Genomic DNA, 19853 nt, shown 5'->3' with positions numbered 1-19853 from the left:
CCGACTAGGCTGTCCGTAATCGGACAAGTTTTATACGGCCTTGTCCCTACGCAGTGGGGAAGGGTTAAGTATCCCTTAACTTTTCCATCGAACCTTAATGGCGACTTGCTACCTGGTGCTCGAGGACGGAACGGTAATGGAGGGCACCGGTTTTGGTCATGAACAAACGGTCTATGGCGAGGTCGTCTTCAACACCGGGATGACCGGCTATCAAGAGAGCCTCACCGACCCCTCTTATCGCGGGCAGATATTGATTCAAGCCTACCCTCTGATAGGCAATTATGGCATCAATCCTCATGATTTCGAGTCCGATCGTGTGCAGGTGCGCGGCTACGTGGTGCGAGAGCGCTGCCTCGAGCCTACCTCCATGTATGGAGGGGAACGCCTCGAGTCCTTCCTTAAAAGGAATCGTGTCCCGGGCATCGCGGAGCTCGATACCCGCGCTCTGATAATTAAAATAAGAGAGAAAGGGACGCCTCGAGGCGCCATCTGCTTCGAGGAGGATGTGGACAAGGTGCTGAGCAAGGTGCAGAGCATGCCTTATCCCTCCGAGTCGAACCTGGTGGAAGAGGTGAGCGTCAAGGAGCCGCAGCGCTTCGAGCGCGAAGGCCTCAAGGAAGTGGTGCTCATCGATTGCGGCACCAAGCAGAATATCGTGCGCGAGCTGAGGAAGCGCTTCTCCTTGACGGTGGTACCATATGACACCCCGCCGCGCTTCTTCCGCGAGCATGAGGTGGATGGAGTGGTGCTCTCCAATGGGCCAGGGGATCCCGCTCATCCCGTGATACAGGAGACTACGGTGCGCACCCTCAAGGCGATAAAGGAGGACTATCCCATAATGGGCGTCTGCTTCGGGAACCAGCTCATCGCCCGAGCCTTCGGGGGAAGCACCTTCAAGCTCAAGTTCGGGCATCGCGGCGTGAATCAGCCAGTCAAGTACAATGGCAGAGTGTACATAACCTCGCAGAATCACGGCTTCGCCGTGGACCCTGAGAACCTCCCTGCAGAGCTGGAGGTCTCGATGGTCAACGTGAACGACGGCACGGTGGAAGGCTTGCGCCACAAAGAGCTGCCCATCTTCTCAGCCCAGTTCCATCCGGAAGCTTGCCCAGGGCCCAGGGACACGGCGTTCTTGTTCGATGAATTCGCCAAGGTGCTGGAGGGGAGGGGATGAACGTCCCGCCCAAGGGAGCCACCCTCATGGTCATCGGCTCCGGGCCCATCGTCATCGGCCAGGCGGCGGAGTTCGATTTCTCCGGATCCCAGGCCTGCCGCTCCCTAAGGGAGGAGGGGTACCGTACCGTCCTGGTAAATTCCAATCCAGCCACCATCCAGACGGACCTATCCACCGCCGACAAGGTATACGTGGAGCCTTTGGACGTGGAGACCATCACCGAGATCATCAAGAAAGAGAAGGTTTACGGCATCCTCTCAGGGATGGGGGGCCAGACCGCCTTAAACCTGTGCTCCGAGCTGGCGGACAGAGGCATACTCGAGCGTCTGGGCGTTCGGCTTCTAGGAACCCAGCCGGAAGCGATAGCCCTGTCCGAAGATCGAGAGCTTTTCAAGCAGACCATGCTGAAGATAGGAGAGCCGGTGCCCAAGAGCAGAGCGGTCAACTCCATCGAGGAGGCGAAGGAGGCAGTCAAAGAAATTGGCACCTATCCCGTGCTGATAAGACCTGGATTCACGCTTGGAGGCACGGGAGGAGGGATTGCCCACAACGAAGAGGAGCTGGAGGAGATCTGCGGCCGGGGATTGATATATTCACGCATACACCAGGTGCTGATCGAGGAGAGCGTGCTGGGCTGGAAGGAGTACGAGTACGAGGTCATGCGCGACGCCAAGGACAATTGCATAATCGTATGCAACATGGAGAACCTTGACCCCATGGGCATACATACCGGTGAGTCTATAGTGATTGCGCCCTCGCAGACCCTGAGCGATGTGGACCATCAGCGCCTCAGGACAGCGGCCATAAACATCATCCGCGCTTTGAAGATAGAAGGAGGTTGCAACGTCCAGTTCGCCCTGGACCCAGAGACGCGCGAGTACAGGGTCATAGAGGTGAACCCCAGGGTCTCGCGCTCCTCGGCCCTGGCCTCCAAGGCCACGGGTTATCCCATAGCCAGAGTGGCGGCGAAGATCGCCGTGGGCAGGACTCTGGACGAGATCCCCAACCGCATAACAGGGAAGACCTTTGCCGCTTTTGAACCTGCCCTCGACTACGTGGTGCTGAAGATACCTCGTTGGCCCTTTGACAAGTTCCGCACCGTGGACAAGCGATTGGGCACGCAGATGAAGTCCACAGGGGAGGTGATGGCCATAGGCCGCACCGTGGAGGAGGCGATAATGAAGGCGGTGCGCTCCTTGGAGATTGACAAGATGGACCTGGAGGCAGAGCCTTGGACGCGGGAGGAGCTGCTGGAGGAGCTGCGCCATCCCACGGACATGAGGCTCTTCGCCATCGCCGAGGCTTTGCGCCGGGGAATGGCGGTGGAGGAGATAGCCAGCATCACCAAGTGGGACGCCTTCTTCATCCACAAGATCAAGAATATAGTGGAAATGGAGCGCACCCTGAGGGACCTGCCTCATCTCGAGTTGAAGACGCTATTGAAGGCCAAGCGCATGGGCTTCCCGGACGAGAGCATCGCTCGCCTCAAAGGGCTGCCACCCGAGCATGTGCGCGAAGGCAGGAAGATAGCCGGCATATTGCCTACGTACAAGATGGTGGACACCTGCGCCGCGGAGTTCGCGGCCCAAACGCCCTATTACTATTCCACCTATGGCGCGGAGTGCGAGGCCAAGCCCTCCAAGAGGAAGAAGGTGGTGATAGTGGGAGGGGGGCCCATCCGCATAGGGCAGGGGATAGAGTTCGACTATTGCTGCGTGCATGGGGTGATGGCATGCCAGGAAGAAGGGGTTGAGGCCATAGTGATCAACAACAACCCTGAGACCGTGTCCACGGACTACGACATCTCGGACCGTCTCTACTTCGAGCCCTTGACCCTGGAGGACGTACTCAACGTGATAGAGAGGGAGGATGCCGACGGCGTCATAGTGCAGTTCGGAGGCCAGACCTCAGTCAACCTAGCCGTGCCCTTGGAGAAGGCATTGCAGGGGCACAAGTGCAAAATCCTGGGCACCTCTCCGGACATGATCGACGTGGCCGAGGACAGGAAGAGATGGACCGCCCTCATGAAGGAGCTGGGCATAAAGCAGCCCGAGCATGGCACGGGTTACTCAGAGGATGAGGTAAGGGAGGTGGCGGCGCGAATCGGTTATCCTGTGCTGCTGCGCCCCTCCTACGTCCTCGGCGGGAGGGGCATGGAGATCGTGCTCAACGAGGAGGAATTGAGGACGTACGTGAAGACCGCGGTGAAGGTATCGAAGGCGCACCCAGTGCTGGTGGACAAGTACCTCTCTCACGCCATCGAGGTGGACGTGGATGTGGTGGCTGATGGGGAGGACGTGTTCATCGGAGGCATAATGGAGCATATCGAGGAGGCAGGGGTGCATTCGGGAGATGCCATGATGGTCCTCCCTCCGCAGACGCTCTCCAAAGAGATAATAGAGAGGATAATCGAGATAACCAAGATCACCGCCAAAGCATTACAAGTAAAAGGCCTGATGAACCTGCAGCTGGCCATAAAGGAGGGGGAGGTGTATATGCTGGAGGCCAATCCCAGGGCCTCGCGCACCGTGCCCTTCGTGTCCAAGGCCATAGGCGTGCCCCTGGCCAAGGTGGCCACCAAGGTCATGCTGGGAAAAACGCTGAAGGAGCAGGGATATGTAGGCCTGGCGAAGTTCGAGGCGGTGGCGGTGAAGGAGTCAGTCTTCCCCTTCCTCAAGCTCCCCGGGGTGGACTCCATACTAGGTCCGGAGATGCGCTCCACAGGGGAGGTCATGGGCATCGATCCGGACTATGCCGCGGCGGTTTACAAGGCTATCAAGGGTGCAGGGCAGAAGGTGCCTCTGCAGGGCGCCGTGTACATGACCATCGCCGACGCGGACAAGGAGGCTATATTGCCGGTGGCGAAGCAGTTCGCTGAGTTGGGCTTCAAGATATATGCCACCAAGGGCACGAGCACTTTCCTGCGCAATCACGGCGTGGAGACCACCACGGTATACACCATAAGGGAGAAGCAGCAGCCCGACGCCTTGGGCCTGATGAGGCGTGGGGAGATCAATTTGGTCATAAATACTCCCACCTCCAACTCCGGCTCCCGGCGGGATGGCTATATGATGCGCAGGCTGGCGGTGGAGCTGGAGATACCTTACGTCACCACAGTGCAAGGGGCCAAGGCCACGGTGATGGCTATCGCGAGAGCAAGGCAGGGAAAAATATCAGTTATGGATTTGGCGGAATTTCATTCAGCTACGAGAAAATTGAAGAATTAATATTACTTTAAAAGTTCGCTTTGATAATAATTCTCTTTTTACACTTTTGAAAAAATTAAAGATAATTATATTCAAAGCGTGGAAATAAACAAAAAAGTTGATTTATGGCAATGTTAACCTGTTGATTAAAAGTACTTCATAATTAATTATATCAACTTAATTAATTATATCAACTGTAAATTCAAAATTTGTGTAAATTTCGGTCATTATAATGGTCCATGAGCAAATTCATTTTTATCAACCAAAAATGTGATATGCAATTACGACGAATAAGTATAATTGTGGCCTTAGAATTCAATATTCATGTCCATAAAGGACCTCACCCAAACTTCAATCTATACCATGTTTGGAAATGCTTTGATTTAGTAAGACGAAACGGGCCAATCGGTAGAAGAACTCTTGCTTCTATGATGAAATTAAGTGAAGCTAGTACTAGGACCTTATTAGAACACTTAACCAAAGAAGGTTGTTTAGAATTAACGAAACGGGGTGCTGTAATCACACAAAGAGGGCAGGAAAAGTTCCAAAAACTTGGGATGGAAATAATAGAATTAGGTTGGGTAGAACTCTCTATTGGGAAATTTAATTGCTGTGTACTTGTTAGAAAAGCAGCGGACAGAGTTAAAGATGGCATCCGCGAAAGAGATGAAGCCGTCAAAGTAGGAGCCAAAGGAGCCATAATATTAGTAGCGAAAAATGGAAAGGTGATTTTTCCAACAGATGAACGTTTTCCAGACCAAAAACACATTGAGCCCTTGAGGAAGTTCTTTACTATCGAGGATGGTGATGTTCTAATTATTGCCGGTGCTGATGAATATTCATCAGCAGAAATGGGAGCTATAAGGGCTGGTCTCTCTCTCACTGATACCTCAAATGGTTGCCTTGAAAAAATTGAAAAAATTATTTCTGAAGAAAACGAGGAAGAAGACATTAAGAGCATTGCGTTAATGGTTCACGAAATCGTTGGTCGACTTCCAGTTACTATGAGAAGCAGAAATCATTATGGGGTTAGATGCGAAGACGGCAAAATTATTGAAACCAATTTCACAGGCCCTGTTCTAGAAGAAACTTTGAAAAAAGGAACCGTGTTACGACGCATTTCAAAAGCTGGAAAATATAGAGGTTGCCCTGTTCTGGCTGTACCTTTAATTCGAAAAAATGAAGTTATAGCAGTAGTAGGCGTATTCGACATTACCCGCGGATCATATGCTGAATGGATGAGCCGCATTAAAGAATAGAGCCAATTGCGGCTCTTTTTGCCATCAAATAGGAAGACTCAACTATTTTTGGCACACATTTTATTTCCCCTCTCTCAAACTCGAAAAGCTTTGAAAACTCATCCACCTGCTTTTCAAATTCTTCTTCATCACCCAGACTAGTATCTATTTTTACCACTTTCTTATAACCAACACATTTGAATATGTATTTAGCTCCCTCAACATCATTAGGATCGGGCAATATCTGGACCTTATGAAACAAGATACGCCAATTAGCTGCCCACATAGGTGTGAGGAAAAAGGTACCCGCTGATTTTCTAAGTTGGTTAAAGTATTCTTCCACGCCTCCGAAAGCACAGCCTATGCAATCGTCCACAATCTGTCCTTTCTCATCACGAAGTATAATAGTTGGGATTTTAAAATCACCCGCATCTTTTTCGATGTGCTTGAAAGCATTTCCACAAAGTCCATAAAATAGGAGTACCGCGTCAACAAACGGTTCTAATTTTTTAAGGGTTGTTAGTATGTCCTCTCTAAGTCGATCTGGCTTTTGATGCAAAGCCATAGATTTTACCCATACTAAAACTGAATATCCTTTCAGTGCTTTTAACTTCGATAAATCATTTTCTGAAATTGTGGTAATGTTTGCTTTAATTCTCTTCTTAAATAATTTGCACAGTAAATTTTTTGAATCTTCATTGTCTACGATGAATATCTCGTTAATTTTTTCATCGTTTATCAAGACATGAACTAGTTCGTCTTCGAACAAACGGCAGCCCACAATAGCTAAGATCTTACCGTTTCCAGGCATCAGCTTGCGCCTTCCCCTACAATCCTCAGTTTCTCCAATTTCAATATTTTCAGTTTACAAGCTCGCTCACAACGCCTGCAGGCCGTGCCCATGCACTTATCTGATGAAATAATAACATTCCATTTTTCTTTAATTTTTTGAATTTGAATTGCATCTTCGTTGCACGCTTTGACGCATCGCCCGTCTCCAATACAACCCTCAAATTCTCCAATTAATTTTATTCCAATGTCATGCACCACGGTCAAACCTTTTTCACCAATGTCCTGGATATCCCGCTGTACCAACCTGATTACTTCTATATTACGATTCAGAGGTGGTCTTGACTCGAGACCAAAATGTTTCAACATTTTGTCTTCATTCTCGGTAGACATCCCCTGAGTCCAAACACCCAATTCCACTGCGAAAGCGTTCTCAAAGGTCTTAGAGTTGGCAAACATGATATGTTTCGCGCGAATAGAATTAGCCATTTCCTGAATCTTATCTATTAATTCAGGCTGACGGACTAAATCACGAGATAATGCCAGCGATGTGTTTCCCGCCTGAACTGTTCTTTCTACTGTACCAGGAATCAGACCAATTCTCGCTGCCTTTGGAGAGGACATATAGGTTCCCGAAGCTCCAGACATATACATCGATTTGATTTCTCGAAGCGAAATACCACATTCTGTTGCCAATGTTATGTGACCTGAGGTGAAAGCTGCGATTGTTTTTCCCACCTCAATGAAATCTTCTTCATCAAATGATATCCCCCCTTGCAATCTAATAATTTTATCAGGTGTGAGCATTTTGCCAGGTTTCATCAAACCGGTGTCTAGACCGGTTGCTACTAAACCAATAACACCAGTACCAGTTATGCCTTTTACCGGAATTTGAGCTGGACTTATTACCTCTCCTGTTAAAGGATTGACTATGTCAGAAAGGACAGCATACATCTGTTCATTCAAGACAAAGGTCTGCCATTTTCCATCAGAAGTTGCATTGACATCTGAAATAGCCCCTGGTGCAGCGAGCATGCCCATTTTTATATGCTGACCCTCTATTGCAGGCCCTGCAGCAGCAGAACCTGTATATATCTCGTCTCCGACTTTCAATGCCATTTCGGCGTTCGTTCCGAAGTCAGTGACCATGGCCACACCACGATACTTAAGGAAATCGGTTTCATACATCATTGCCAATGCGTCAGCCCCAATCTCATGCTTCACTGCAGGAGGTATAATAATATCCGCTTCTGGATTCATTTCCAGATTAAAATTGCCAGCCTTTACTATTTTTGAATCCCTTTTTATATTCTCGACGCCTAATTTTGCCTTAGCACGATCGCCTGCATAAGCAAGATCACGGATCTCGATATTTTGGAAGAGGGAAAGCTGAATCGGATTGCCACAAACAGCAGCTCTCTCAACTTTCCTTAAATCAATTCCAATTTTCATCAAAAGGGCGTTAAGTGCTCGGATGATTAAACGATGAGAAAAATCTCGCCCCACATCAATAGCGAAATGAAGGTGATCCATAACATTTGCACCAGGTAATGGATGGCGCAAAGTTATCGCTGTAGCTATGACCCTTTTACTTTCGAGATCTATGCTTTGAGCTCTTAAACCACTTGTCCCTATATCAATCGCTACGCCATATCTCTCTGCCATTTGTCGCACCTAGCCAATGCAACCGTACTTTTTTGTTGCCTCCACCATAGCCTTCATATTAGCGAGCGGGGTCTCTGGAGCGAAACCACAACCTGGAGCTACAATATCTGTTCCAGCCGAAATCACCCTTTTAACTTCAATCTCTACATCAGAGGGTTTCTTATACAAAAGAGTTGAAGTTGGACTTATATTACCTATGCATGCTGCTTTACCAATAAGCTGTTGCTTCACCCATCCGATATCCATTTGCTGGTCCACGCTTATTCCATTTGCTTTCGTTTTAAGCATGAATTGCATATTCTTGGAGGTCTTACCACAGATGTGAAGGATTGAATATCCATCTGCTTTGCAAATTGCCTCATTAACCCTCTTTTGGTATGGCATTGCAAACTCAGCATATTGGCTAGGACCAAGAACATCACCACTTGACGTTGCATCAATAACAGCAATAACGTCTGCACCTGATTCTAGAGCAGCTTTTGCAAATTCGATATTCCACTCTGTAGCTTTTTCCAGAATTCCTTTTATGAAATTTGGCTTTAGAGCTACATCCATTATTGCTTCTTGTGAACCGCGTAGCTGACCAGCGAGCATGAAAGGTCCTACAATAGCACAAATTATCGGTACGTCCTTTAATTCTGGATCCTTTGATAACAATTTGATTGCCTCAAGCACAACCGGTGCACGGCCTGCAGAGTATGGATCAGGAATCTTAGCTGCATTAAGTTCCTCCTGACTGGTGATGGGAGCCTTTAAAATTGAAGGTTGGCGATCTATGCCCTCTTTACCAGTTAAAGCGCCAAAAGCTGAAGCGTCGACTGAGACGTCGAATGGAATCCTTACGCTTTCAATGCCCGCGAACTCGTATGCAGCCTTTCCCAATTTAGCCATAAGAGCGGCATCGTTGTTAGCATGAGGCCAATAAGCTCCTGATGCTTTCATTAAATCTAAAGTCCCTGTCTGCAATGGACTGACACAAGGTATTCTATCCACTTTTTCTTGATTTAGCACTCTAAAGAGCCTGTCCTTCTCATTCAGAGTCTCAGCCTCCGCTATCTTATCATTAGGCTTGATGTTTTATCTCTTAGTTGCTTAATCAATAAGCACCATACTTTTTGGCAGCTTTTATCATAGTGAGTATGTTCCTCTCCGGTAGGGCATGGTGTACTTCACAACCTGCACTAAACCAGAACATCCCTCCTGGTTTGCCAATTTCAATAATTCTCTTCGTTTCTCTTTCCACTTCCTCCGCTGTACCACCGTAAGCCACACTCTGAGACTCAGAGACGCCAAGGTTTCCAGCCAGTATGACTTTCTTCCCATATTTCTCCTTAGCCCATTTTAAGTCGACAAGTTCATGGAAAGCCACTGCACCAGCACCTGTCCCTATGATATCGTCAAAAAACGGCGTAGCATCTTGGCATTGGTGGAAACAATAAGGTACCCCTACCCCTTTTACTATTTGCGCCTGATATTTAGCTACGAATTCCTTGAACTGCTGCGGCCCAATAGTCAGGTGATTGAATCCCCCTCCAACAGTTGCCAATGCATGTGCTCCTGAGGCTACCATCGCCTTTCCAAACTCTATTTCGAACTCTGTGATCTTTGCTAATAACTTATGCAAGGATGCCTTGTCAGTTGCCATCATTGGAAGTACAGTTGAATAATGTCCTTTGATTATGTCCGTCGCCACATCTGGTGGAGAGTTGATGAAACCCACAATTGGTACTTTATTACCATATTTCGAGCTCAATTTTTCAATGGTCTTAAGTATTATTGGACATCTGCCAGCTTTCTTTGGATCAGGTATTTCCAAATCATCGATTTCATCCTTGCTTTGAATGGCGAACTGAGTCACAACTGGCATCCTCATTCCGCCTCCACATTTTAATAAATACTCACATTTACTGCCAAAAGCTTCTCCATCAACCCTGAAATCTAAGGGAAGGAAGAAGTTATCCGCTCCATAATATTCATATTGTTGTACTATATTTTTATATAGCTTAGTCGAATTATTAAGTAACTCATACCAAGTATTATCATCTCTTACTGCTGCATATTGAGCAGCCGACTGGAAATACAAAATTACTGGTACTCGATCGGGAATACCTCCTTGAATTGTTGTTACTACTCTTTGTAACGGAGTCATTTCAGTCATTTTCATCACCCCTGTGACTTAAGCCAATTTACCGCTTCATTCTCATCTTCACCGTAGAAATCAGCTCCTATTTCATCAGCAAATTCTGCATCTACGGGCCCTCCACCTATCATAACCTTGCGACCCTCTCGAACATCTTCTTCCACCATGCCCTCAATTACTCTTCGCATGCTTTTCATCGTTGGCGTCATCAATGTTGACATTGCCACGAATTCAGGTTTGTTTTCGACAATGCATTGCACAAAATCTTCAACGGGTACGTCTCGACCCATATCTATGCAATGATAGCCATTGGCTTCGATCATTGTTTTTACTAGATTTTTTCCAATATCGTGGATGTCCCCCTCGACCACACAGATGGCTACTTTCTTCCCCACTGTTTTAGCGCCTGTCAACATATGGGGCCGAAGAATGTCAAAAGCCGCATAAAAGGCGTTAGCGGAAGCCAACACTTGAGGGAGAAATATTTCCTCTTTTTCATATTTACTGGCAACAATCTTCATACCCTTAACTAGCCCATCATTAATCGCGCTAACCACATCGAGTTTCTTTGAAAGAACCTCGTTGGCAGCGCTTTTAGCCAGGTTTTCGTCCATATCAAGGACTGCTTTCTCCAATTTTTCAAACACGCTATTCATTAAATACCCCCTTAGCGATTGGGGATTTCGTTTCCCCTCCGCTCAATTAATTTTTAAAAAGTCATGTAATAAGCATTTTCATGGTGGGTTAAACCAACCCACTTACATTTAGTTGATTAAATTGTTTATGAACCCTTTTAAAAATTGAATGATAGAAATTAGAAGTTAAATAATAAATATGGATGATATCAAGCAATGATTAAAAGAGTAATATTAGTAGGCGGCATAAATAGATTGACGAAGGAGATTATAATAAAATGGACACTAATGAATATATTTAATACTCTTAATGCGAATGATATTTTATTTATTCGAGAGATCGCTGAGCCTTTGGAATTAAGTTCTTGCAAAAATCGCGAAATTAAAGTGCACAATGAATACATAACAAGTGGTTGTTTCTGCTGTACGTCAAAAATAGATTTGGAAAATATCTTAAATGAATATAAGAATGAGGATTCCATAAATTTTATCGTATTGGAAATTCCAATTACCGCCGATTTGTTATCTGTCAGAAAGATAATCGAAACCTATTTTGAAAAAATTGAGTATTATATTTTTTTTACTATAGAATTAAATGAGATAATGATTCTTTTAGAAAGTTTCAAAGATCTTATTATAAGAAATACAAGATTTGCCGATTTTTTGGTACTTTTTAATTATGATAATGTCCATTTTAAAGTGCCGAAGATGCTAGATTTTGAGCTTAAAGGAAAGCAAAAATTATTTCTCGAAATATTAGGTTATAATATCGAGTTGTTTTATGATAAAATAAATGAAATAAAATTTCGAAAATTAATAAAAGAATTGTGAATTTTTTATGATAAATTATAAAATGATACAAAATCCATAATAATTATTTTTTAATAGTTAATAAAATACAAGCTTCTTGGGAACAAATTGTTTTAAAAAATATTCAAATTAAAAAAATTGCACTTATAAATCGAATAAACAAATGAGTACTGTCACTCATTGACAGCCAAAATAACTTAGAAAAATTTTAGTTATATTTTATAATAAAAATACTTTTAAATAAAATTTTATATTTATTTCTCATTTGTTAATTATTTTTCATTACACGTTTCAATGTCTTTGGCCCCCAAATAACTAGAATAATTATTACAATTATTATATTTAATACCAAAAGATAAAGTCCTCCCAATTGTGTTTGAAGAGTCGGAAATAAATAGAACGATAGGTTGTTGGTAGTGTGGAAAAGCATGGCGGCCAATATGCTACCTCCAGTGTTGTTATATACCCAAGTGAAGAAGACGGTCCCACACATGATCAGGATCATGAAGCCCCATATCGGGGTCTGGGATTGGATGGTCCCGGAGATGAAGAACAAAGGTAGATGCCAGGCCCCCCAGAACAACCCCAAAATGATGCTAGAGTAGAGAGCGTTCCACCTTGATTGCAGCCTGTCCAGGGCGTATCCCCTCCAGCCCCATTCCTCTTGGAATGGGCCTCCGAGGAAGAATATGAAGACGAACGCCATCAGGATGGACGCGGGATTCGATAATGCCGTCAGGCCGGGCATGTCATCCCCGCTCAGCACGGCCAACAGGAGCGCGCCCCCTGTGAGGGCAGGGAAAAAGAAGAAGATCGGTATCAGCCACCTCTTGTCAAATTTGTAATCCACACCTCTCCTTAAGAGAATCCTCACACCCTTTCCTCGCTCCTTAAAGTAGGTCAGGATGAAGGCTGAGACCAGGGGTCCGAAGGCGGCCGGGTTAAAAGGGCTGAATAGGAAATCTGACAGGGGGGCAGGAAGGGACAAAATGCCCGTGGACACCAATGCCTGTGGCACCCAGAAGGACCACGTGAACAGGAAGGTGATTACGAAGAACAAAATTAAATTCCGGTTCTCTGACTGCCTGATGCTCAAAACCTTTACCCCTCCAGGTTGTTTCTCATCGTTTTGGCCCCCTAATCCCCACGCCTAAAGCATCATGGTTTTAATATCGCGTGAAGGTAAGTACTTTTCCTGTTGGCCTGCATCAATATTTCATTAATGTTGTGTGTTCGGTTCAAACAAAATCAATCTCACAACTCCTCCAACCGTTTGAAATTAAATTTATAAATTTGAGGCTCTAATTTTTTATTAAACGCTCTTAAACGAGCAAATAGGGAGGAGGATAGCACATGAGAAAAGCGATAGCTACATTCATCGCCATTTCTTTCCTGCTTACGGCACTGGCCGGGATCTTTTTGGGAGAGCAGGTTAGAGGGGGATCCTCGAACTATGGCGAAGTAACGGTGTCGGGAGGCTTTCAGAAAAACCATTTCGACGAGATCTGGGACTTGACCAAGGGAGACATAGTGATAAGTTTCACCTATGATGCGAGAGGAATGGTGGACGATGTCGGTGGCTCAGCGCATGCCTGGGCCCAATTGGGCATGAGATCCGTGGGCTCGGACGACTTCAATCCTTCGGGAGCGGTCTATGCCACCAAGACCGTCGACCTAATGGCGGGTAAGTATCTCGACGTAGGCCAAGTGGAAGTGTGGAGGGTGAACGACAGGCTGTACATCCGCTTCGTGGTGGATGCCGAAGGATGGTATATGACGGAGACGCATGCCGCCGTGGCGGATAGTATGAAGGGAATACCCCAGACCAAAACCGGCAACCCCATCCCAGGGAAGTTCCCCATGGGCATGTGCCACGTTCCGCCAGTAACTGAGAAGCTCTATTGCTACGAATTGCAGGGCAAATTGAAGGACCCAACCAAAGACCTTTACGTGGCCGCGCACGCGGAATTGATCCACGTATCAGAATACTGTATGCAAATCGTGAGCGATGCCAACACCGAGTGGTCAGGCGACAACAGCACTTGGTATCCAGCAGTCCATTGCTGGGCCCACCCATCCTGGCCGACCATACCTGGCGCTTACTGGATATGGCGGACCGAGCTCACCGACCCCGGGGAGGAATACAACACTGTACCTGAGGGCGGCTGGTGGTTCCGGGAGAAGTTCACATTGCCCTCCAATGCCTTCGACATTCAAGCCAGCTTGTTGTCATCCAATGCCGATAATGCCTATGTGATCGGCATAAATGGAGTGGTCCTGGGTGGCGATGGCAATATGAACAAAGATGGCCCGGACCATCAGGAATGGTCCACTGTGGAGCAATTCCCCGTGCCCGCGGGAATCATAGTGCCAGGAGGCAATGAGCTGCAGCTACGCGCTTTGAACTACTTCAGTTGGGGCGACGCCTACAGTAATCCTGCCGGGCTCATCTACAAGCTCAGCGTATGCTACAAGGTCATCGACCGCTGCGAGAGCGCATGGGCGAATGGATATCAATTCCCTGGGGCCAATTGGGCGATGTACTTCACCTATAAAGCAGGAACTCCGATCCTTGAGGGAGCTGGCGTGTGGTTAGCCACAGATTATGATTGGAGCGCAAACACCTTCGATCCTGACCCTGTGGGAATGCCTTCCTTGGACCTCGATGACAAACTGATACTACAGAGGAGGGGAGGTGCTGGAGAGGGAGATTATAACCTGCCTTATGTACCGCCAGTCCCATGGAGTAATCATCGCGTGTGGTGGGACAGGGATGGGGTAGACCCATGGCAGAGCGATGATACGGCCAATACCGGAGGCATATATCAAATCGAGATATTCCTGCATGCCACCAGCGATATCACTGGTGAGGCTTATATGAGAATCAATGGCAAATGGCAGGGCTTCGAGACCGACGGCAACTGGAACACCATCGAACTGTCGCCCGCAGGTATGACCTTCGTGGCGGACATGCACGCACTGCAGGTGTTCTACGGGATTTTTGGCTATGGTGCCACTCACAGCGCCACCTTCAGCAACATAACCGTCACGCAGATGTGATGGCGAAGCTGGGGGCTCAAACCTCTTATTTCATTTTCTTTCTAATTTCACGGAAAACTCTTGTATCATTTCCATCGAGGCTTATGTGGTAAATAAAAGAAATAAAAAAAAAGATTGGATTTGGCATGGCTCACTTGGTATGGATGACTATGCTTCCCCCAGAAATGGCCGTGGTGGGGTCCGCCGTCTCCGAGGCACCCAGCATGTTGTCATAGACCAGTTCCCCCGTTGCAGCATCCCAAATCTTTATTCGGAACATGTCCGGGGCTTTAGTGCCTCCATCTATAGCTGATATCATGAAGCTGTAGCTGCCCTCGCCGTTTATGGTGCCCGTGCCCTTGAATATGGCCTTGGTCCCGGCTATCACCAGCCACTGATAGCTGCTACTCTTGAAGTTCAAGCCTGCGACATGGAACTGGAACTCAGTGTTGCCTGTAGGCACATTGGCCCCTTTCTGGTATTTCGAAACGAAGCCGAAGGTGGCCTTCCCGCTCAATGTCGGGTCGGCCGTGTAGGCTCCCGCCGGGGACCATATCCACCCACCGCCAGTGACGAAGCCTGTGGTGGGATCGTAGACCACGACATAATTCTCGCATGCTGCCAAATCGCTCCCCCCGTCCTTGTCCGTCACCTTGACCGTGATTAGGTACACGCCTGGTGATGTGAAAGTGTGCTGAGTGGTGGACGAGCCATTCCCGCCCGTATTTATTTCTATTAAAGTGGAGGAGCCGTCAGACCAGCTCCATTCCACGACCTGGGTATCCAACACACCAGGGTCTGTCCATGTGACTTTAAAATACACAGCCGAACCTATCCTGACCGGATCCAGCGGACATTCCACGGAGAGTATCTGTGGGGCAACGTTGTTCACCTTGATCGTCGCTGAAGCCGAGCCGATTCCTCCATCATCATCACCTACGGTCACGTTCAGAATGTATTCACCATCATCGACGTACATATGGCTGAGGTTGTAGTTCTTTCCGGCAAGAGCCAATGGCTGCGACCCTCCCCCGTCTCCATAATCGACCAAGCCCCACCAGATGTCCTCACCAGGGTCGGCGAAGCTGCTACATGTTGCGAAGATTTTTCCCTCCTCCATTGCGACATCGTCCATCCCATCAGGCTTGGGCTCCGCGTTGGCCACGTTAACTGTGGCGTAGGCGAGTGACTCCACATTCCCGTCAGATACGCCCACACGCACCTGCCCTGAGTAATCATCGAACCATGTATGTTCCACCGTGGCAGAGGAGGAGTAATTGGTGTCCCAGATCCCATCGCCATCGAAATCCCAGCGGAAACTAAGCTGATCCCCGTTGGGGTCAGAAGAAGCGGAGGCGTTGAAGGTTATAGGTGAGCCTTCGATCGCGGTATACGGCCCGCCAGCATTGGCCACAGGATAGTTCTGGGTACTATAGATGCCTGTGATGGTCATGGGAGAGGTGACAACAGTAGAAGGCTCTGCTGGATTAACGCTCAAGAGCTTGAAATAACGCCCCTGCACGCTGCTGCCCACCACATCCTTGAAGTCATAGCCTATTTCGGTACCTGGCTTGACCATGAGCACGTGAGGCAGATGCGCATACGCCAGGTTAACGGGGTCCGCCACGGATACCACGGTTCCTACTGCCGTGGTATCCAGCCCACTTTGCGTGAATCTCACCGGCACCATGGCCTGGTTCCATATCCGCACTTCATCGATTGTGCCTTTGAACTTGGCTCCGGATTCCGTATAAGTGCTGCCGATCAGCAACTTGTATTCTGGGATCCAATCGATACGGCCCGTGGCTGCAATCGTTGAGTCTAGATAGCCGTTGATGTACAACCTCAGGAAGGAGCGATCATAGGTCATGGCCAAATGATACCATACGCCCGTGGATAGAGTCGATGAAGAGAACCCGATGAATTTTCCATTCTCGGTGCAAATGAAGAATTGCACCCTGTTATAAGGAGAGCCTGTGGCTTGGTATACCATGAATCCTGTCGATTGATAATACTCCCCTTCGCTGATAATGGCATGGCCTTTGTTGTCAAGGAAAAAGACATCGTATTTTACCCATGCCTCCACGGTTATGGCCATAGATGGTTTGAGCTCAGGATGATTACCGATGTCTACGAAGCCATAGCCATCGAAAGCCAATCCTCCGCCCAGCCTGCCTGTGGTCCAGGGATTCGCGGTGAAGCCTATCAGAGCACCATCGAAGCCGTGCCCGCTGGAATCATGAGCCACCGAACCAGAGCCCTCATCGAAGTTCCAATATCCCATCAAACCGCTATCAGATCCTGCAACTGGAGAAATGAGCGACACATTGAGCGCACTTGCCAGCAACAGAACTGTCAATACCGCAACAACTATCTTCATTTCTTATATCCCCCCTTATCTCAATATTCCTCCTTAACATTGTAAAAAAATCAAAGAAAATATTTTCTGAAGAAAGTACATTTATCTTTTCATTCATACCATGGTTAATTTTACCATTGTTAATTATGCTCTCGATTTTAATGACGTTAAAACCCCTATCCCATAAAGACGTGCCTAGGGCATGGTGGGCAATAAGGATGCTCATGATATGCTGAGATGCCCCGCCTCGCCCCTTATCATCCTCTCTCCCGACAAGAGGCATGAGAAGATTTGATTTAAAAGCATGAGAAGGCGCATGAACAGCGCGAATATTTCGAGCTTAAATATTTTCCAAGCTCTCCCTCTTTCGCCGACTCACCGCCAAATATATGCCTGTCACTATCAGCAGGGCTCCGAGCAACAGACTGGCGGAGGGGAACTCGGAGAAGAGCACTACCGCCATGGCACTGGCGAACAGCGCCTCCCCCAACTGCGTCACGCTCACCTGAGGGGCTAGAAGATATTTGAGCGACCAATTATAGAGGGTATAGCCTAGGGTGGCCGGGATTATCGCCATGCCGAGGAATAGCAGCAATTCCCGCTCGGAATAAGGCCATAGCGGGACGCCTGTGGCTACGCATATAAGAACCAGGAATGCCGCGCAAGCTCCGTTCACCAAGAGCACGAAGGTCATGATGTCCACCTTCCTCCGCATGAACCTGGTCATGATTATGTAGAGTGCTTCCATCGCCGCCCCCAAGACGGCCAGCATGTCACCTGCGATGTTCCCCGACCCTAGATCTCCGAGGGAGATGACGATTATGCCTGCCACCCCCACCAAGGCCCCCATGGTGGTGAACCTGTTGCCCTCATGCAACAATAGGAAAGCCAAGAAGACGACGAATATAGGGTGCGAGTTGATGAGCACGGTGGCGCTGGCCACGGTGGTGTTCTGTACTGCGCTGACGAAGAAGAGGAAATGTAGCGCCAGGACTAGGCCGGTGGCGAGCAGGAACCAGGCGTCATTTCTGCCCAAAGTAAGAGGCTTAGAGCGCAGCCGCAGCAGGGCGAAAGGGGCGATGAGAAGAGTGGCTAAGACCATGCGGTAGGCCGCGATGGCCGGCGCCGGCGCCTCCGACATCCTGATGAATATGGAGGAGAAAGAGAAGCAGAATACGGCCAGGAGCAGGACGAGAAAGGCCTTTCGTCTCTCGGCCGACACGGCAAGACCTCAATGTATGAGTATGCTCTTGACGCCCCGGCAGGCCTTGATGTCCGGGATTATCTCAGGTGGGACCGGCGCTTCCGTGATGACGTACAGCCTGGGCTCGGTGCTCAGCTCTGGGTCGGAGACTATGGTCTGGCGGATGCTTATGCCCGCCTTGGCGATGACGCCTGTGACGTCGGCCACTATGCCCACTATCTGCGCATTCACGGGTATTATCTCTATAGCGGACCAGCCCATGACCGGCGCCACGTCCTTGAGCATGGCGGTGGAGCGCAGCTTGCCGAAGACTGAAATGAGCTCAGGATTAGATTCAATGGTCTCCACCGTGGAGCGCACGATCCGCCTGTCCACTCCCGCCGCCCTGCCGATGGCGGAGTCCGAGAGCTCGATGTCCCCGCAATATACGCTGCCGTTGCTCACGCGCAAGCCGAGCTCCAGCAGCATCCTGGCCACCTTGGCTTGCGAAGGGAATCGTCCGAAGTACTTCGAGAGTGAGCTCCACATACGAGCCTAATGATAGCGGAGGAGCGTATTAGGATTTCGCAGGGAGCTCGATAGACAGCGCCAAGGGCTCTTCAGATCTTGTTGCGGCAGGAGCGCATCAAGGCCACTAGGGAATTGAGGGTCAGACCCGCGATCATCAGCATCAAGCCAACTATGACGAACATCATTGCGCCTACTGATTGGAACAACCAACCCCATCCGAAGACGAATACCCCATTCATAGCCAGCAGCCCAAATATCATGCCCATCAGGGCCATGAAGAAGCCTGGCACTCCGAAGAGGAGGAGAGGACGACGATATCCTATTAACCCCACGGCCGCATTCAGCACGCCCATGCCATGGGGCAAAGGCTTCTTTTTATGTCCATTGGGGACCTCGTAATCGGCATTTATAGGGACCTCAGCAATCCTCAGACCCCTCTCTGCCATATAGGTGATCATGGCAGATTCGATGCCATATCCATCAGCTTCGAAATCCAAATGACGCATGGCATTTCGTGACAAAGCCCTGAAACCAGATTGGGTATCGGTGACTTTGACCTTAGCGCCAAAGGAAGTAGTCTTATTAAGGATTGTCTGGCCTAGCTTGCGATACCGAGGTATGCCATCGCCACCGTTGAGGAAGCGAGAGCCAATGATGAGATCAGCACTCCCTTCTAATATTGGTTTGATAAGATCTGGTATGGCAGAGGGGTCATGCTGCCCATCACCATCCAACATCACTACTGCCTCGAAGCCATTGCCTGCTACATAGCGCAGTCCCGACATCAAAGCCTCCGCCTTTCCGGAGTTGTGAGGCATCCTCAATACCTTGGCCCCGGCCATCTCTGCCAGCAAGGCTGTGTCATCCACCGAACCATCGTCGACTACCAACACCTCATCGACGTTGAGCTTGGCCTTCAGGACTATGCTGCCTATGGTCTTTTGCTCGTTGTAGGCCGGAATAACCGCAACGGTCCTTATTTGCGCACGCTCCATCCTTGCCTCATTTCGAAACGATAGTAGCATATTTACTATGAATTTATCGCAACCATTCCCTAGTCGTGCGTTTTGAAGTTGCATCTTGA

The 19853-nt window shown here is 48.4% G+C and carries 16 protein-coding genes; 5 read left to right on the top strand and 11 right to left on the bottom strand.

What is annotated here, in order from left to right; genetic code table 11:
- Positions 1-97: 97 nt before the first annotated feature.
- From carA to QW520_04840, 3 genes are all read left to right on the top strand, one after another.
- Positions 98-1174, top strand: coding sequence for a glutamine-hydrolyzing carbamoyl-phosphate synthase small subunit (carA, locus tag QW520_04850; protein MEM0449131.1), 1077 nt, complete (start codon positions 98-100; stop codon positions 1172-1174).
- Positions 1171-4401, top strand: coding sequence for a carbamoyl-phosphate synthase large subunit (gene carB, locus QW520_04845; protein MEM0449130.1), 3231 nt, complete (start codon positions 1171-1173; stop codon positions 4399-4401). Before carA ends, carB begins: the two co-directional genes overlap by 4 nt.
- Positions 4402-4619: 218 nt before the next feature.
- Positions 4620-5639, top strand: coding sequence for a DUF2111 domain-containing protein (locus QW520_04840; GenBank protein ID MEM0449129.1), 1020 nt, complete (start codon positions 4620-4622; stop codon positions 5637-5639).
- Here QW520_04840 and QW520_04835 read toward each other — a convergent pair.
- The 5 genes from QW520_04835 to QW520_04815 are packed head-to-tail and all read right to left on the bottom strand — an operon-like array spanning position 5629 to position 10868.
- Positions 5629-6429, bottom strand: coding sequence for a DUF1638 domain-containing protein (locus QW520_04835; protein ID MEM0449128.1), 801 nt, complete (start codon positions 6427-6429; stop codon positions 5629-5631). The two genes, QW520_04840 and QW520_04835, sit on opposite strands and share 11 nt — an antisense overlap.
- Positions 6429-8072, bottom strand: a complete 1644-nt coding sequence (locus QW520_04830; protein MEM0449127.1) for a methylamine methyltransferase corrinoid protein reductive activase — start codon at positions 8070-8072, stop codon at positions 6429-6431. Before QW520_04830 ends, QW520_04835 begins: the two co-directional genes overlap by 1 nt.
- A gap of 9 nt (positions 8073-8081) precedes the next feature.
- Positions 8082-9110, bottom strand: a complete 1029-nt coding sequence (locus QW520_04825) for an MtaA/CmuA family methyltransferase (GenBank protein ID MEM0449126.1) — start codon at positions 9108-9110, stop codon at positions 8082-8084.
- A gap of 58 nt (positions 9111-9168) precedes the next feature.
- Complete coding sequence (locus QW520_04820) at positions 9169-10230, bottom strand: uroporphyrinogen decarboxylase family protein (protein ID MEM0449125.1); 1062 nt, start codon at positions 10228-10230, stop codon at positions 9169-9171.
- 5 nt (positions 10231-10235) lie between these two features.
- The gene (locus tag QW520_04815; protein ID MEM0449124.1) at positions 10236-10868 is read right to left on the bottom strand and encodes a corrinoid protein; all 633 of its coding nucleotides are present in this window, start codon (positions 10866-10868) and stop codon (positions 10236-10238) included.
- Between the two features lie 195 nt (positions 10869-11063).
- Between QW520_04815 and QW520_04810 the strand changes: the two genes are divergently transcribed.
- Positions 11064-11678, top strand: coding sequence for a hypothetical protein (locus tag QW520_04810; protein MEM0449123.1), 615 nt, complete (start codon positions 11064-11066; stop codon positions 11676-11678).
- Between the two features lie 247 nt (positions 11679-11925).
- Here the strand turns inward: QW520_04810 and QW520_04805 are convergent, their stop codons facing one another.
- Positions 11926-12753, bottom strand: coding sequence for a type II CAAX endopeptidase family protein (locus QW520_04805; GenBank protein ID MEM0449122.1), 828 nt, complete (start codon positions 12751-12753; stop codon positions 11926-11928).
- A 257-nt stretch (positions 12754-13010) separates the two neighbouring features.
- Between QW520_04805 and QW520_04800 the strand changes: the two genes are divergently transcribed.
- Positions 13011-14717 (top strand): hypothetical protein, encoded by a 1707-nt coding sequence (locus tag QW520_04800; protein ID MEM0449121.1) that lies wholly within the window; start codon positions 13011-13013, stop codon positions 14715-14717.
- 130 nt (positions 14718-14847) lie between these two features.
- Here QW520_04800 and QW520_04795 read toward each other — a convergent pair whose 3' ends face one another.
- The 5 genes from QW520_04795 to QW520_04775 all read right to left on the bottom strand — a co-directional run bounded on the left by QW520_04795 (position 14848) and on the right by QW520_04775 (position 19764).
- The gene (locus QW520_04795) at positions 14848-17076 is read right to left on the bottom strand and encodes a PKD domain-containing protein (protein MEM0449120.1); all 2229 of its coding nucleotides are present in this window, start codon (positions 17074-17076) and stop codon (positions 14848-14850) included.
- Complete coding sequence (locus QW520_04790) at positions 16991-17338, bottom strand: hypothetical protein (GenBank protein ID MEM0449119.1); 348 nt, start codon at positions 17336-17338, stop codon at positions 16991-16993. The genes QW520_04795 and QW520_04790 overlap by 86 nt, the downstream gene beginning before the upstream one ends.
- Before the next feature lie 57 nt (positions 17339-17395).
- Positions 17396-18277 carry a DMT family transporter gene (locus QW520_04785; protein MEM0449118.1) on the bottom strand — a complete coding sequence of 294 codons (882 nt, stop codon included), beginning with the start codon at positions 18275-18277 and terminating at the stop codon, positions 17396-17398.
- 9 nt (positions 18278-18286) lie between these two features.
- On the bottom strand, positions 18287-18787 hold the full coding sequence (locus tag QW520_04780) for a regulator of amino acid metabolism, contains ACT domain protein (protein MEM0449117.1): 501 nt from the start codon (positions 18785-18787) through the stop codon (positions 18287-18289).
- Between the two features lie 71 nt (positions 18788-18858).
- The gene (locus tag QW520_04775) at positions 18859-19764 is read right to left on the bottom strand and encodes a glycosyltransferase family 2 protein (GenBank protein MEM0449116.1); all 906 of its coding nucleotides are present in this window, start codon (positions 19762-19764) and stop codon (positions 18859-18861) included.
- Positions 19765-19853 lie beyond the last annotated feature (89 nt).

It is taken from the genome of Methanomassiliicoccales archaeon (genome assembly GCA_038740345.1).
Classification (GTDB): Archaea; Thermoplasmatota; Thermoplasmata; order Methanomassiliicoccales; family UBA472; genus JAJRAN01.
This window is presented reverse-complemented; position numbering and strand designations above follow the sequence as displayed.

What these genes read in the sequence shown, in the direction of transcription:
- QW520_04830 (MEM0449127.1), bottom strand. Translation starts at nt 8,072, where the DNA reads ATGGCAGAGAGATATGGCGTAGCGATTGATATAGGGACAAGTGGTTTA.
- QW520_04820 (MEM0449125.1), bottom strand. Translation starts at nt 10,230, where the DNA reads ATGACTGAAATGACTCCGTTACAAAGAGTAGTAACAACAATTCAAGGA.
- QW520_04795 (MEM0449120.1), bottom strand. Translation starts at nt 17,076, where the DNA reads ATGAAGATAGTTGTTGCGGTATTGACAGTTCTGTTGCTGGCAAGTGCG.
- QW520_04800 (MEM0449121.1), top strand. Translation starts at nt 13,011, where the DNA reads ATGAGAAAAGCGATAGCTACATTCATCGCCATTTCTTTCCTGCTTACG.
- QW520_04835 (MEM0449128.1), bottom strand. Translation starts at nt 6,429, where the DNA reads ATGCCTGGAAACGGTAAGATCTTAGCTATTGTGGGCTGCCGTTTGTTC.
- QW520_04790 (MEM0449119.1), bottom strand. Translation starts at nt 17,338, where the DNA reads ATGCCTCTTGTCGGGAGAGAGGATGATAAGGGGCGAGGCGGGGCATCT.
- carB (MEM0449130.1), top strand. Translation starts at nt 1,171, where the DNA reads ATGAACGTCCCGCCCAAGGGAGCCACCCTCATGGTCATCGGCTCCGGG.
- QW520_04775 (MEM0449116.1), bottom strand. Translation starts at nt 19,764, where the DNA reads ATGGAGCGTGCGCAAATAAGGACCGTTGCGGTTATTCCGGCCTACAAC.
- QW520_04815 (MEM0449124.1), bottom strand. Translation starts at nt 10,868, where the DNA reads ATGAATAGCGTGTTTGAAAAATTGGAGAAAGCAGTCCTTGATATGGAC.
- QW520_04780 (MEM0449117.1), bottom strand. Translation starts at nt 18,787, where the DNA reads ATGTGGAGCTCACTCTCGAAGTACTTCGGACGATTCCCTTCGCAAGCC.
- QW520_04840 (MEM0449129.1), top strand. Translation starts at nt 4,620, where the DNA reads ATGAGCAAATTCATTTTTATCAACCAAAAATGTGATATGCAATTACGA.
- carA (MEM0449131.1), top strand. Translation starts at nt 98, where the DNA reads ATGGCGACTTGCTACCTGGTGCTCGAGGACGGAACGGTAATGGAGGGC.
- QW520_04810 (MEM0449123.1), top strand. Translation starts at nt 11,064, where the DNA reads ATGATTAAAAGAGTAATATTAGTAGGCGGCATAAATAGATTGACGAAG.